The following is a 13,279-nucleotide window of genomic DNA, read 5'->3' on the forward strand; positions in this document are numbered from 1 at the left end:
GGTGTGGACCTCGCGCGCGTGGCGCTGCGCGCCGCCAAGGAGGCCGCACGCGCGCGAGGTCCACACCGGACGGTTCGGGAGTCTTCGGGCTCCCCTCGGATCCGCTCATACGCGCTCCACCGTCCCGTCGGACACGACGAACCGCGTCCCCGTCAGTACGCCCGGCACATCGTCGTCGACCGCGGCGGTCACCAGGACCTGCTCGCCCGGGGCGACCAGCTCGGCCAGCCGCTCCCGCCGTCGGGCGTCCAGCTCGGCGAAGACGTCGTCGAGGATCAGCACCGGTTCGTTGCCCTCGGCCCGCAGCAGGTCGTAGGAGGCGAGGCGCAGCGCCAGGGCGTAGGACCAGGACTCCCCATGGGAGGCGTATCCCTTGGCGGGCAGCTGACCGAGTTTGAGAACCAGATCGTCCCGATGGGGACCGACGAGCGTGACGCCGCGTTCGATCTCCTGCTTGCGAACCTCGAGAAGGGCGGCCGTCAGCTGCTCGTACAGCTCCTCGCGCGCATGGCCGACGATCCCCGGAGAGGAGGGCTTGTATTCCAGACCGATGGGTCCGCCGCCGGGGGCCAGCTGCTCGTACGCCTTGTCGGCCAGCGGCTGGATCGCGGCGACCAGGTCCTGGCGCTGGGCGAGCAGTTCGGCGCCCACGTGCGCGAGGTGCTGGTCCCAGACGTCGAGCGTGGACAGGTCCATGCTGCGGCCGCCGTGCCGGCGGGCCAGGGCGGCCGTCTTCAGGAGAGTATTGCGCTGCTTGAGGACCCGCTCGTAGTCGGAGCGCACACCCGCCATGCGTGGCGCCCGTGCGGTGATCAGCTCGTCGAGGAAGCGCCGCCGCTCACCGGGGTCGCCCTTCACCAGGGCGAGGTCCTCCGGCGCGAACAGCACGGTCCGTACGATGCCGAGCACGTCACGCGGCCTGACCTGCGACGACCGGTTGATACGGGCGCGGTTGGCCTTGCCGGGGTTCAGCTCCAGCTCGACCAACTGCTGCCGCTCGCCCTGCCGCACCTGGGCCCGGATGACCGCACGGTCGGCGCCCATGCGGACCAGGGGCGCGTCGGAGGAGACGCGGTGGCTGCCGAGGGTCGCCAGGTAGCCGACGGCCTCGACCAGGTTCGTCTTGCCCTGCCCGTTGGGGCCGACGAACGCGGTGACGCCCGAGTCGAGCGGGACCTCGACCCGGGCGTACGAGCGGAAGTCGGCCAGCGACAGATGCGTGACGTGCATGGTCGGGTGCCGACCTCCCCCAGGGTTGTGGACCGCGGTGCGGTCCTGTGGATGACTTCTCGTCGACCGTAGTGGTGTTCGTGCCCTCTGCGGGCCGTGGGGCGCGGGTTACTTCTTCTCGACCGCGTGGCCGCCGAACTGGTTTCGCAGCGCCGCGATCATCTTCATCTGCGGGGAGTCCTCCTGGCGCGACGCGAACCGCGCGAAGAGGGAGGCCGTGATCGCGGGCAGCGGCACGGCGTGGTCGATGGCGGCCTCCACGGTCCAGCGGCCCTCGCCCGAGTCCTGCGCGTACCCGCGGAGGCCGTCCAGGTGCTCGTCCTCGTCGAGGGCGTTCACGGCCAGGTCGAGCAGCCAGGAGCGGATGACCGTGCCCTCCTGCCAGGAGCGGAAGACCTCACGGACGTCCGTGACGGAGTCGACCTTCTCCAGCAGTTCCCAGCCCTCGGCGTACGCCTGCATCATCGCGTACTCGATGCCGTTGTGGACCATCTTCGCGAAGTGCCCGGCGCCGACCTTGCCGGCGTGCACGGCGCCGCAGTCGCCCTCGGGCTTCAGCGCGTCGAAGATCGGCTGGACCTTGGCCACGTTCTCCGCGTCGCCGCCGTACATCAGCGCGTAGCCGTTCTCCAGGCCCCAGACGCCGCCGGAGACACCGCAGTCGACGAAGCCGATGCCCTTGGCCGCCAGCTCCTCGGCGTGCTTCTCGTCGTCCGTCCAGCGCGAGTTCCCGCCGTCCACGACGACGTCACCGGGCTCCAGCAGCTCGGCCAGCTCGTCGATGGTCGACTGGGTGGCGGCCCCGGCCGGGACCATCACCCACACGACGCGGGGGCCCTTGAGCTTGCCCACAAGCTCTTCGAGGCTGTGGACATCGGCGAGATCCGGGTTCCGGTCGTATCCGATGACGGTGTGGCCCGCGCGGCGTATCCGCTCGCGCATGTTGCCGCCCATCTTGCCGAGGCCGACGAGACCGAGCTCCATCAGTTGTTCCTTAGGTTGCGACGTGGCATGAGGGCACTGCGTACCCATGCACGAGCCTAAACCCGGACGCTCACGCACATCTGTGGGCATACCCGCTCATAGGTACGCCTCGACCTGCGCTTTCACACCGAGGGCCCGGTGATCCACCGGGCCCCGCAGCGCTGTGGACGGCCTCCGGCCGCCCGACGGCGGCGACAGCGGTCGCCCGACGGGTCAGCCGCTGAGCCGCACCGGCATGATCAGGTACTTGTAGGCCTCGTCCGCCTCCGCGTCCACCGCCGGCTTGCCGCTGAGCAACGCGGGCTTGGTGGACGTCGTGAAGGACAGCTGGGCGACCGGGGAGTCGATGGCGCTCAGGCCGTCCAGCAGGAACGTCGGGTTGAAGGCGATCGAGATGTCGTCGCCCTCCAGCTGGGCGTCGACCCTTTCCACAGCCTGTGCGTCGTCGCTGGAGCCGGCCTCCAGGGTCAGCACGCCCTGCTCGAAGCTGAGCCGCACCGGGGTGTTCCGCTCGGCGACCAGGGCCACACGCTTGACGGCCTCCACGAAGGGGGCGGTCTCGATCACGGCCACGCTGTTGAACTCGGTCGGGAACAGCGTGCGGTACTTCGGCAGGTCGCCCTCGAGGAGACGGGTGGTCGTCCGGCGTCCGGCGCCCTCGAAACCGATCAGGCCCTCGCCGGAGCCCGAGCCGGAGAGCGCCAGGATGACGCTGTCGCCGCTCGTGAGCGCCTTGGCGGTGTCCAGGAGCGTCTTGGCGGGCACCAAGGCGACCGCGGAGGCGTCCGGGTTCTCCGGCTTCCACAGGAACTCGCGGACCGCGAAGCGGTAGCGGTCGGTGGAGGCCAGGGTGACCGTGTCGCCCTCGATCTCGATGCGCACACCGGTGAGGACGGGCAGCGTGTCGTCACGCCCGGCGGCGATGGCCACCTGGGCGGCGGCGGAGGCGAAGACCTCGCCGGGGACGGTGCCCGTGGCGTTCGGCATCTGCGGCAGGGACGGGTATTCCTCCACAGGCAGTGTGTGGAGGGTGAACCGCGAGGAGCCGCAGACCACCGTCGCCCGTACACCGTCTGTGGAAATCTCCACCGGGCGGTTGGGGAGGGCGCGGCAGATGTCCGCGAGGAGACGGCCCGAGACGAGGACGGTGCCCTCCTCCTCGACCTCCGCCTCCACGGAGACCCGCGCGGAGACCTCGTAGTCGAAGCTGGACAGGCTCAGCTGGCCTTCCTCGGCCTTCAGAAGGAGGCCGGCGAGGACAGGCGCCGGCGGACGGGCCGGGAGGCTGCGCGCCGCCCAGGCCACGGCCTCCGCGAGTACGTCGCGTTCCACCCGGATCTTCACTGTTGCCGCCTCCTGCTGTTGCCGGCGCTTCTCGGCCTGCCTGGCTTCGTCGTCTGTCGCGGTGTCGCTGGTTCCTGTGAGGGGAAGGACACCGGGGAACAGTCTGACGCACGCCACTGACACTCGGAGCCTTCCGGGGTCAAGTCGTGACGAGGCGCGGTCGGGCAGCCGAGAGCGAGTTGTGCACAGGGCCCCCTTCGAAACGAATTCCCAGCTCTCTCTAGTTGGGAGTAGTAGTAGGGCCTGTGGAAACCGTGGATAACCGCGTTTGCGCAGCTCAGGCAGCAGATTTTGTCCACCGGGCCTGTGGGTGGAGGCGGTGGACAACTAGGCCTGTCTGTGGAGAACAGAAAGTTCTGCACACACCGTGCACAGCCGGACGGCACTTCTCCCCAACCGCGTCCCCAGGTTTACCCGTCTTTCCCACAGCCCAACCAGGCAACTTCATGTGACGCCTTTCACTCGACGCGGTGAGAAGGCCGGTTTCCTTGCCGAACAGTGGACAGGCATGTGGAGAAGCTGGGGATCGCTGGGGACAACCGGCCGCAGGCTGTGGGTTGCCGGTGGACAACTCTGTCCACAGTCTGTGGATCTTCGCTTCGTCCACAGTCTGTGGAGATCGTTCGTCCACCAATCCACAGGCTGTTGACCTGGCCTGATGATCCCTCACCAGGCCGCCCTGTGGACATGATCTGCATAACTTCCCGGTCCCCAGGGTGTGGACGGGAGAAAGTCCCCGAATCTGTGGAGGACGGCCGTAACGCGGCAGGTATTCGAACACCGGCTGACGACTCGATGACGCGGGGCGCCCGCTGCGGAGCCCCTGCGGAGGCTCGGGGGGCCTCGCGGAAGTGCCTCGGAAAGGGGCGGGAGCCTCGCGGAAGCGCCCGGGGAAGCGCCTGACAGGCTCATGGGAGCGACGAACCAGGGTGCTGGGAATGCCGAACCAGGCTCCTGGAGACGACGAAAACGGCCTCGGGAACGCCGAAGGCGCCCTCGGGAACTCGTCCCGGGGCGCCTCGGCGGGTGGTAGGGCCTGGGCCTCAGCCGTTCTTGATGCGGTTCGTCAGCTCGGTGACCTGGTTGTAGATGGAGCGCCGCTCGGCCATCAGCGCGCGGATCTTGCGGTCGGCGTGCATCACGGTCGTGTGGTCCCGGTTGCCGAACTGCGCGCCGATCTTCGGCAGCGACAGATCGGTCAGCTCACGGCACAGATACATGGCGATCTGCCGGGCGGTCACCAGGGCACGGCCGCGTGAGGTGCCGCACAGGTCCTCGACCGTGAGCCCGAAGTAGTCGGCCGTCGCCGCCATGATCGCCGTCGCGGTGATCTCGGGGGACGCGTTCTCCCCGCCGGGGATCAGATCCTTGAGGACGATCTCCGTCAGCCCGAGGTCCACCGGCTGCCGGTTGAGCGACGCGAACGCCGTCACCCGGATCAGCGCGCCCTCCAGCTCGCGGATGTTGCGCGAGATCCGCGAGGCGATGAACTCCAGCACCTCCGGCGGGGCGTTGAGCTGCTCCTGCACCGCCTTCTTGCGGAGGATCGCGATACGCGTCTCCAGCTCGGGCGGCTGGACATCGGTGATCAGCCCCCACTCGAAGCGGTTCCGCAGCCGGTCCTCCAGCGTGACCAACTGCTTCGGCGGCCGGTCGCTGGACAGCACGATCTGCTTGTTCGCGTTGTGGAGCGTGTTGAACGTGTGGAAGAACTCCTCCTGCGTCGACTCCTTGTCCGCCAGGAACTGGATGTCGTCGACGAGCAGGATGTCCATCTCGCGGTAGCGCTTGCGGAAGCTGTCGCCCTTGCCGTCGCGGATGGAGTTGATGAACTCGTTGGTGAACTCCTCCGAGCTCACGTACCGCACCCGCGTGCCCGGGTAGAGGCTGCGCGCGTAGTGCCCGATCGCGTGCAGCAGGTGCGTCTTGCCGAGGCCGGACTCCCCGTAGATGAAGAGGGGGTTGTACGCCTTCGCCGGCGCCTCGGCGACGGCCACCGCGGCGGCGTGCGCGAAGCGGTTCGAGGCACCGATGACGAACGTGTCGAAGAGGTACTTGGGGTTCAGGCGGGCCGTGGGCTCGCCCGGACCGGTCGCGGGCGCCGGTTGCGCGGCCAGCGGGCCGGGCGCACCGCCGGCCGGACCGCCCCGGTGCGCACCGGGACCCCCCGGCGGCGGCTCGGGAAGCTCACGCCGGTCCGGCCGCTGGTCGTAGTCGCCGCCCGGCCGGTCGTAGTCGGTGCGGGGCTTGTCGTAGTCGGCGCGCGGCGAGTCGTACTCCGGGCGCTGGTCGTAGGGCGGCCGCTCCATCGACTGCGGACGGTAGTCCGACGACGGCGACGCGTACGGGTCCCGCTCAGGGAAACCGAGCCGCTGCTGCTGCCAGCCGTAGTCGTCCTGCGACGGCCGGGGCCAGGCGCCCGGCTCGGGACGCTGGTACTCCGACGGGTACGCGGGGCGCGCGGTCGGGAGCTGGTCACCGCGGCCGGTGGGCAACTGGTCCGCGCGCGGCGGCGGCAGCTGGTCGCCCGCACCGCCGGTGCCCCGGTCGTCGGCGCGATGGCGGCCGTAGCTCTCGTAGGGGTCGCGCCCCTGGCTGTCGTACGAGTTCTGATGGTCGTAGGAGCTCTGGCTGTCGTACGGGCCGCGCGCGTCCCGCCCGCTGTCGTACGTGTCCCTGCCGTCGTAGGAGTCACGGCTCTGCCCCGGGCCCGAGGGGAGCTCGGGCTCCTCGAAGCGTGACTGGACCGGCGGCGCCGGCGTCTCGCCGACGGAGCTGTCCACCGTGATCGCGATCCGGATCGGGCGGCCGCACTCCCGGCTCAGGGTCTCGCTGACGATCGGCGCGAGCCGGCCCTCGAGTACGCCCTTCGCGAACTCGTTCGGAACGGCGAGCAGAGCGGTGTCCGCGACCAGCGCGAGCGGCTGGCAGCGTCTGATCCAGCGCTCGTCCTTGACCTCGACCCCCTGGCCTCGGCCCTCACCCAGAAGTTGTTCCAGTACTCGTGGCCACACTGCGGCAAGATCGGCAGGTACGTCAGCCACAGGGCACGCTCTCTCACAGGTCCCACGAACGTGTGGTTCTGGGACGGGGGTCGGGATGGAACTCGGGTGGTGCGCTCGGGACCAGGTCTGGTGGGTCGGTCGGTCACCCAGCAGCCGAGGAATGGGAACGAATCGGAGTTCCGTCACGGTAGTCACGGCGGCCGGTACGGTTCAAGTTGTTGTCCCCAGCCTGTGGATAGTGTCCCTCCGTGACCTCTGGTTTGACCGGATGGCGCAGCCGCGCGTACCGTAACCAGGTCGAGTTGTCGATGGCTGCTGCCGCCTGCCTCCGATGGGCACAGATCGCGTCAGGTGATCGGAAAGCGGTGCACTCGGGCGTTAATACGAGCTACTCGTGGGCGCACGGTGACAGCCAGGACGGCACCCCGCAACTACCGATTTATTCTGGAGCCCCCGAGTGAGCAAGCGCACCTTCCAGCCGAACAACCGTCGTCGCGCGAAGACCCACGGCTTCCGTCTGCGGATGCGTACCCGTGCCGGTCGCGCGATTCTCGCGAACCGTCGTGCCAAGGGTCGCGCGAGCCTGTCCGCCTGATCCCGGTCAGGTCATGCCGTCGTGCTGCCCACCGAGAACCGGCTGAGGCGGCGCGAGGACTTCGCGACCGCGGTACGACGAGGGCGTCGGGCCGGACGCCCGCTCCTCGTCGTTCACCTACGTAGCGGTTCCATGGACCCGCACGCGCCTGGGGAGAGCGCTCCCCCGACGCGTGCGGGTTTCGTCGTGAGCAAGGCCGTCGGCGGTTCGGTCGTCCGTAACAAGGTGAAGCGCAGGCTTCGCCATCTCATGCGCGATCGAGTCGCCCAGTTTCCCCCCGGTAGCCTGGTAGTCGTACGAGCGCTGCCCGGTGCGGGCGACGCCGACCACGTACAACTGGCCCAAGACCTGGATGCCGCCATACGACGGCTGCTGGGAGGGGGCGCACGATGAAGTACCCGCTGCTGGCGCTGATCAAGCTGTACCAGTGGACGATCAGTCCGCTGCTCGGGCCGGTGTGCAAGTACTACCCGTCGTGCTCCCACTACGGCTATACGGCCATCGACCGCCACGGTGCGATCAAGGGCACGGCCCTCACGGCCTGGCGCATCCTGCGGTGCAACCCCTGGTCGCTCGGCGGTGTGGACCATGTCCCGCCGCGCAAGCGTCCGCGGTGGCACGAGATGGTGCGTGGTGCGTGGCGCGCACGCAAGGGCGGGTCCTCCGCCGCCGAACCGGCCACCGAGGGGCGCACCCCTTCGGGCCCGGCCGCCGAGAGCCCGTCCCATGCCCAAGGAGCATGATTAGTGGACACGATTGCCAGTCTCTTCAGCTTCATCACGACACCCGTCTCCTGGGTCATCGTCCAGTTCCACAAGGTGTACGGCGCCCTCTTCGGCGATGACACCGGGTGGGCCTGGGGCCTGTCCATCGTGTCCCTGGTGATCCTGATCCGGATCTGCCTGATCCCGCTCTTCGTGAAGCAGATCAAGGCGACTCGGGCCATGCAGACGCTCCAGCCCGAGATGAAGAAGATCCAGGAGCGCTACAAGAACGACAAGCAGCGTCAGTCCGAAGAGATGATGAAGCTGTACAAGGAGACGGGCACCAACCCGCTCTCCTCGTGCCTTCCCATCCTGGCGCAGTCCCCGTTCTTCTTCGCCCTGTACCACGTGCTCAACAGCATCGCGAACAACGACACCATCGGTGTCATCAACGAGAGCCTGCTCGAGAGCGCGCAGAAGGCGCACATCTTCGGTGCCCCGCTGGCCGCGACCTTCACGGACAGCGCGGCCGAGGCGTCGGCGCTCGACGCTTCCATCACCACGGTCCGCATCGTGACCGCGATCATGATCGTCCTGATGTCGCTGTCGCAGTTCTACACGCAGCGTCAGCTGATGACGAAGAACGTCGACACCACGGTGAAGACGCCGTTCATGCAGCAGCAGAAGATGCTGATGTACATCTTCCCGATCATGTTCGCCGTCTTCGGCATCAACTTCCCCGTCGGTGTCCTCGTCTACTGGCTGACCACCAACGTGTGGACCATGGGCCAGCAGATGTACGTCATCCACAACAACCCGACCCCGGGTTCCAAGGCCCAGGCCGCGTACCTGGAGCGCCTCCTCAAGCACGTCACGCGCCACGGCAAGACCCGCAACCGGCGTGAGCGCGCCATCGTCAAGGCGATCGTCGTCAAGGGCCGTGACCGCAACGAGTACGAGCGGAAGTTCATCAACGGTCTGAACAAGGAGGGCCTCGCGGCCCAGACCGACGGAACCGTGATCAAGGGCGAGGCCTCGGCCGTGGCCACCGCCGAGGACGGTACGCCGACTTCCGCCAAGCGTCAGCAGCCCAAGCGCCAGACCAAGGCCCAGCGTCAGGCCGGTGCCACGAAGACCGCCGACGACGCCGAGCAGCAGAGCGCGCCCACCTCGCTCAGCAAGTCCGATGAGCCCGAGGACGCCAAGCCGGCGGCCGCAGCCAAGCAGGCGGCGCCCAAGCCCGGCAGCAGCGGCCGCAGCAAGGCCCAGTCCGGTCAGCGCAAGGGCCAGCAGCGCCCCAAGTCCCCGTCCAAGAAGTAAGAAGGAGCCCATCCCGTGACGGAAGGCACCACCTCCGCCGCCTCCGAGGGTGGAGACACCCTCACCCGCCTGGAGCAGGAGGGTGAGATCGCGGCGGACTACCTGGAAGGTCTGCTGGACATCGCCGATCTCGACGGCGACATCGACATGGACGTCGAGGCCGACCGTGCCTCTGTCTCGATCATCAGCGACAGCGGCAGCCGCGACCTGCAGAAGCTTGTCGGCCGGGAAGGCGAGGTGCTCGAAGCACTCCAGGAGCTCACGCGCCTGGCCGTGCACCGCGAGACCGGTGACCGCAGCCGCCTGATGCTCGACATCGCCGGCTACCGGGCCAAGAAGCGTGCCGAGCTCTCCGAGCTGGGTGCCAAGGCCGCGGCCGAGGCGAAGAGCACCGGTGAGCCGGTCAAGCTGAAGCCGATGACGCCCTTCGAGCGCAAGGTTGTGCACGACGCGGTCAAGACCGCGGGCCTGCGCAGCGAGTCCGAGGGCGAGGAGCCCCAGCGCTTCGTCGTCGTGCTGCCTGCCTGATTCGGTACGTACGTTTCTCCGGCCCCGTCTGCCCGCAGGCGGGGCCGAACTTTGTCAGCCTGTTGTTCTGGTGTCAGCGCACAGTGCGCTCTTGCGGTACGGAAGGACGGTCCCCGTGACGGAGGCAGCGGAGCTTCCCCCTGCGCCCGAGCAGGCGCGCGACGTATTCGGTGATCGCTACGCGGACGCGGTCCGGTACGCCGAACTGCTGGCGGAAGCGGGAGTGCAGCGGGGGCTCATCGGCCCGCGGGAAGTACCTCGGCTGTGGGAGAGGCACCTGCTGAACTGCGCGGTGCTCTCCGAGGTCGTCCCCGAGGGCGTGACGGTCTGCGATGTCGGCTCCGGCGCCGGTCTGCCCGGCATCCCGCTGGCGCTCGTGCGGGACGACCTGAAGATCACGCTGCTGGAACCGCTGCTGCGACGCACCAACTTCCTGACGGAGGTCGTGGAGCTGCTGGGCCTCGACCATGTCACGGTGCTCCGAGGCCGTGCCGAAGAAGTCCTCGGCACGCTTCAGCCGGTCCACGTGGTGACGGCACGGGCCGTGGCTCCCCTGGACCGCTTGGCCACCTGGGGTATTCCGCTCCTGCGTCCGTACGGAGAGATGCTGGCGCTCAAGGGCGACACCGCCGAGGAGGAGTTGAAGAGCGCGGCCACGGCACTGAGCAAGCTCGGCGCGGTGGAGACCTCCATCCACCATGTCGGTGAGGGCGTCGTGGATCCGCTCTCCACGGTCGTCCGTGTCGAGGTAGGCGAGAGCCCGGGCGGTGTCCGCTTCGCAGCGAAGCGAGCGAAGGCGGCCCGGACGGGACGGGCCCGCCGACGTCGTTGACGGCGATGCTCGGCGAGCGGCTACTGGCCTTGTTGCTCGACACGCCGGCTGACCCGTCCTGACGACGAGGCATACTCCACACAAGCCCCCCAACCTACGTATGTCGGAGTGTCGCGCGGTGGTGGCCTGAGCGGCTATGCATCGTGTTTCACGTGAAACGTCGCTCACTGCTACACGGCATCATCGGCCGGGGCCGCGCTGCGGCCGAACCGCGCGACCGGAAGCCTCTCGGGTCACTCGGAGAGGCGAGGGAGATTTCCACAGAGGTGGATTTCTCCACAGAACCCCAGGCCTCACTGGTTCACGACCCCGAAGACATGGGAGGCTCTGTTCATTGCGAGCCTGAAGTCGAGGAGAGTGAATCCTTGCGGTCCGACGCCAACATCGCGGGACCGATGACCGATCCGGTCCCCGGTCCCCGTACCGAATCGATGGGGGAGGATGTTTCACGTGAAACACCGCCCCCGATGGACGACACTCCCATCGGTCGTGCTGCTCAACTGGCGGTAGAGGCTCTGGGCCGCGCCGGGGAGGGGCTGCCCCGGCCTGAGCAGACTCGGGTCATGGTGGTCGCCAACCAGAAGGGCGGCGTGGGCAAGACCACGACCACGGTCAACCTCGCCGCCTCGCTGGCTCTGCATGGCGCCCGTGTCCTGGTGATCGACCTGGACCCCCAGGGCAATGCCTCCACCGCGCTGGGGATCGACCACCACGCCGAGGTGCCATCCATCTACGACGTACTGGTCGAGAGCAAGCCTCTGGCGGAGATCGTCCAGCCCGTTCCCGATGTCGAGGGACTCTTCTGCGCTCCCGCCACGATTGATCTCGCCGGTGCGGAGATCGAGCTGGTGTCCCTGGTGGCCCGTGAGAGCCGGCTCCAGCGAGCGATTCAGGCGTATGAGCAGCCGCTGGACTACATCCTGATCGACTGCCCTCCCTCGCTCGGCTTGCTGACGGTCAACGCATTGGTCGCTGGACAGGAAGTCCTCATCCCGATCCAGTGCGAGTACTACGCACTGGAGGGCCTCGGCCAGCTGCTCCGCAACGTCGACCTGGTGCGGGGGCACCTCAACCCAGCCCTCCATGTGTCGACCATCCTGCTCACCATGTACGACGGCCGGACGCGTCTTGCGTCCCAGGTCGCCGACGAGGTGCGCAACCACTTCGGCGACGAGGTGCTGCGGACAAGCATTCCGCGCTCTGTCCGTATCTCCGAGGCCCCCAGCTACGGGCAGACCGTGCTGACTTACGATCCAGGATCGAGCGGTGCCCTCTCCTACCTTGAGGCGGCACGAGAAATCGCGCTGAAGGGCGTCGGCGTGGGCTATGACCCGACGCACGCCCACATCGGCGCACAGAACAACCCGAGCATGGTGGAGGGGATCCAGTGAGCGAGCGACGGAGGGGGTTGGGCCGTGGCCTCGGCGCACTGATCCCAGCAGCCCCGACTGGGGAGAAGGCGGCACCGCCGGCCATCGGTGGACCCGCATCCCCTTCCCCGGCAGCGGTACCGGTCCTCGCCCAGGAACGTGGGGTGGCGGCCGCGAGGGTGGCCACGCTGCCCAATGTTTCACGTGAAACGGAGGAGCTGCCTTCGAACGGCGGCGTCGAGGTGCCCGCAGCCCCTATCGGCGCCCACTTCGCGGAACTGCCCCTCGACTCCATCACGCCGAACCCCCGGCAGCCCCGTGAGGTGTTCGACGAGGACCTCCTCCAGGAGCTGGTCACCTCCATCAAGGAAGTCGGCCTTCTCCAGCCCGTCGTCGTGCGACAACTGGGACCGGCCCGCTACGAGCTCATCATGGGTGAGCGGCGCTGGCGCGCCTGCCGTGAGGCCGGCCTGGAGGCGATCCCGGCGATCGTACGGGCCACGGACGACGAGAAGCTTCTTCTGGACGCCCTCCTGGAGAACCTTCACCGGGCTCAGCTGAACCCGCTGGAAGAGGCCGCCGCCTACGACCAGCTGCTCAGGGACTTCAACTGCACGCACGACCAGCTGGCGGACCGCATCGGCCGGTCCCGTCCTCAGGTCTCCAACACCCTGCGCCTGCTGAAGCTTTCGCCCGCGGTGCAGCGTCGGGTGGCCGCCGGTGTGCTCTCCGCCGGGCACGCGCGGGCACTGCTCTCGGTCGAGGACTCGGAGGAGCAGGACAAGCTGGCTCACCGGATCGTGGCCGAGGGGCTTTCGGTGCGAGCGGTCGAGGAGATCGTCACGCTCATGGGCTCGCGGCCCAAGACGACCTCACGGTCCAAGGGCCCTCGCGCCGGCGCGCGTGTCTCCCCCGCGCTGAGCGATCTGGCGACCCGGCTCTCGGACCGCTTCGAGACCCGGGTGAAGGTCGACCTGGGCCAGAAGAAGGGAAAGATCACCGTCGAGTTCGCCTCGATGGAAGATCTGGAGCGCATCCTGTCGTCGCTCGCCCCCGGCGAAGGACCCGTCCTTCAGCGGAGCCTGCTGGACGACGACAGCGACGAGAGCGAAGCCTGAGCTGTCGATCGGTAGGACGCCTTTCGGCTGGTCGACCGCATAAGCGGGCAGTGTCCGATGTATACCGGACACTGCCCGCTCTTTGCTTGCAGGCAGTGTCTAGGCAATCACATCGTCGATACGATGCGGTGGGGTAGGGCGCATCATCCACCTTGTGGCACCTTTATGGGAGGCGGGGGCAATGCGAACCGTGAGCCGTTCCGGTCTGCTGACCGCCGGCCTGGGGCTGGGTGCAATCGGCGGATTCGT

The 13,279-nt window shown here is 68.2% G+C and carries 12 protein-coding genes; 8 read left to right on the forward strand and 4 right to left on the reverse strand.

Annotated features, from left to right (window positions below; translation table 11 throughout):
* Window positions 1-105: 105 nt before the first annotated feature.
* The 4 genes from recF to dnaA form a co-directional block, all read right to left on the reverse strand.
* Complete coding sequence (recF, locus tag AOK23_RS23475; protein ID WP_055714647.1) at window positions 106-1,230, reverse strand: DNA replication/repair protein RecF; 1,125 nt, start codon at window positions 1,228-1,230, stop codon at window positions 106-108.
* A 108-nt stretch (window positions 1,231-1,338) separates the two neighbouring features.
* The gene (gene gnd, locus AOK23_RS23480; RefSeq protein WP_055714648.1) at window positions 1,339-2,214 is read right to left on the reverse strand and encodes a phosphogluconate dehydrogenase (NAD(+)-dependent, decarboxylating); all 876 of its coding nucleotides are present in this window, start codon (window positions 2,212-2,214) and stop codon (window positions 1,339-1,341) included.
* A gap of 213 nt (window positions 2,215-2,427) precedes the next feature.
* Window positions 2,428-3,558 (reverse strand): DNA polymerase III subunit beta, encoded by a 1,131-nt coding sequence (gene dnaN / locus AOK23_RS23485; protein ID WP_055514473.1) that lies wholly within the window; start codon window positions 3,556-3,558, stop codon window positions 2,428-2,430.
* A gap of 1,043 nt (window positions 3,559-4,601) precedes the next feature.
* A complete protein-coding gene (gene dnaA / locus AOK23_RS23490; protein WP_055714649.1) occupies window positions 4,602-6,602 on the reverse strand; it encodes a chromosomal replication initiator protein DnaA in 2,001 nt (666 codons plus the stop codon).
* Between the two features lie 418 nt (window positions 6,603-7,020).
* On the opposite strand from dnaA, the gene rpmH reads away from it, so the two are divergent.
* The 8 genes from rpmH (at window position 7,021) to AOK23_RS23525 (ending at window position 13,030) form a co-directional block, all read left to right on the forward strand.
* Entirely contained in the window at window positions 7,021-7,158 is a 138-nt protein-coding gene (rpmH, locus tag AOK23_RS45405; protein ID WP_015659252.1) for a 50S ribosomal protein L34, read from the forward strand.
* 21 nt (window positions 7,159-7,179) lie between these two features.
* Entirely contained in the window at window positions 7,180-7,551 is a 372-nt protein-coding gene (rnpA, locus tag AOK23_RS45410; protein WP_079049646.1) for a ribonuclease P protein component, read from the forward strand.
* The gene (yidD, locus tag AOK23_RS23500; protein WP_055714650.1) at window positions 7,548-7,901 is read left to right on the forward strand and encodes a membrane protein insertion efficiency factor YidD; all 354 of its coding nucleotides are present in this window, start codon (window positions 7,548-7,550) and stop codon (window positions 7,899-7,901) included. Before rnpA ends, yidD begins: the two co-directional genes overlap by 4 nt.
* 3 nt (window positions 7,902-7,904) lie before the next feature.
* Window positions 7,905-9,182: a membrane protein insertase YidC gene (yidC, locus tag AOK23_RS23505; RefSeq protein ID WP_055714651.1), complete on the forward strand. Its 1,278-nt coding sequence runs from the start codon at window positions 7,905-7,907 to the stop codon at window positions 9,180-9,182.
* Between the two features lie 15 nt (window positions 9,183-9,197).
* Entirely contained in the window at window positions 9,198-9,710 is a 513-nt protein-coding gene (locus AOK23_RS23510) for a Jag family protein (protein WP_055514481.1), read from the forward strand.
* 115 nt (window positions 9,711-9,825) lie between these two features.
* A complete protein-coding gene (rsmG, locus tag AOK23_RS23515) occupies window positions 9,826-10,542 on the forward strand; it encodes a 16S rRNA (guanine(527)-N(7))-methyltransferase RsmG (protein WP_055537145.1) in 717 nt (238 codons plus the stop codon).
* Window positions 10,543-10,859: 317 nt separating this feature from the next.
* The gene (locus AOK23_RS23520; RefSeq protein ID WP_079049649.1) at window positions 10,860-11,933 is read left to right on the forward strand and encodes a ParA family protein; all 1,074 of its coding nucleotides are present in this window, start codon (window positions 10,860-10,862) and stop codon (window positions 11,931-11,933) included.
* On the forward strand, window positions 11,930-13,030 hold the full coding sequence (locus AOK23_RS23525) for a ParB/RepB/Spo0J family partition protein (protein ID WP_055714652.1): 1,101 nt from the start codon (window positions 11,930-11,932) through the stop codon (window positions 13,028-13,030). The genes AOK23_RS23520 and AOK23_RS23525 overlap by 4 nt, the downstream gene beginning before the upstream one ends.
* Window positions 13,031-13,279: the final 249 nt, after the last annotated feature.

It is taken from the genome of Streptomyces torulosus (assembly GCF_001419765.1).
In the GTDB taxonomy this organism is placed as follows: Bacteria; Actinomycetota; Actinomycetes; order Streptomycetales; family Streptomycetaceae; genus Streptomyces; species Streptomyces torulosus.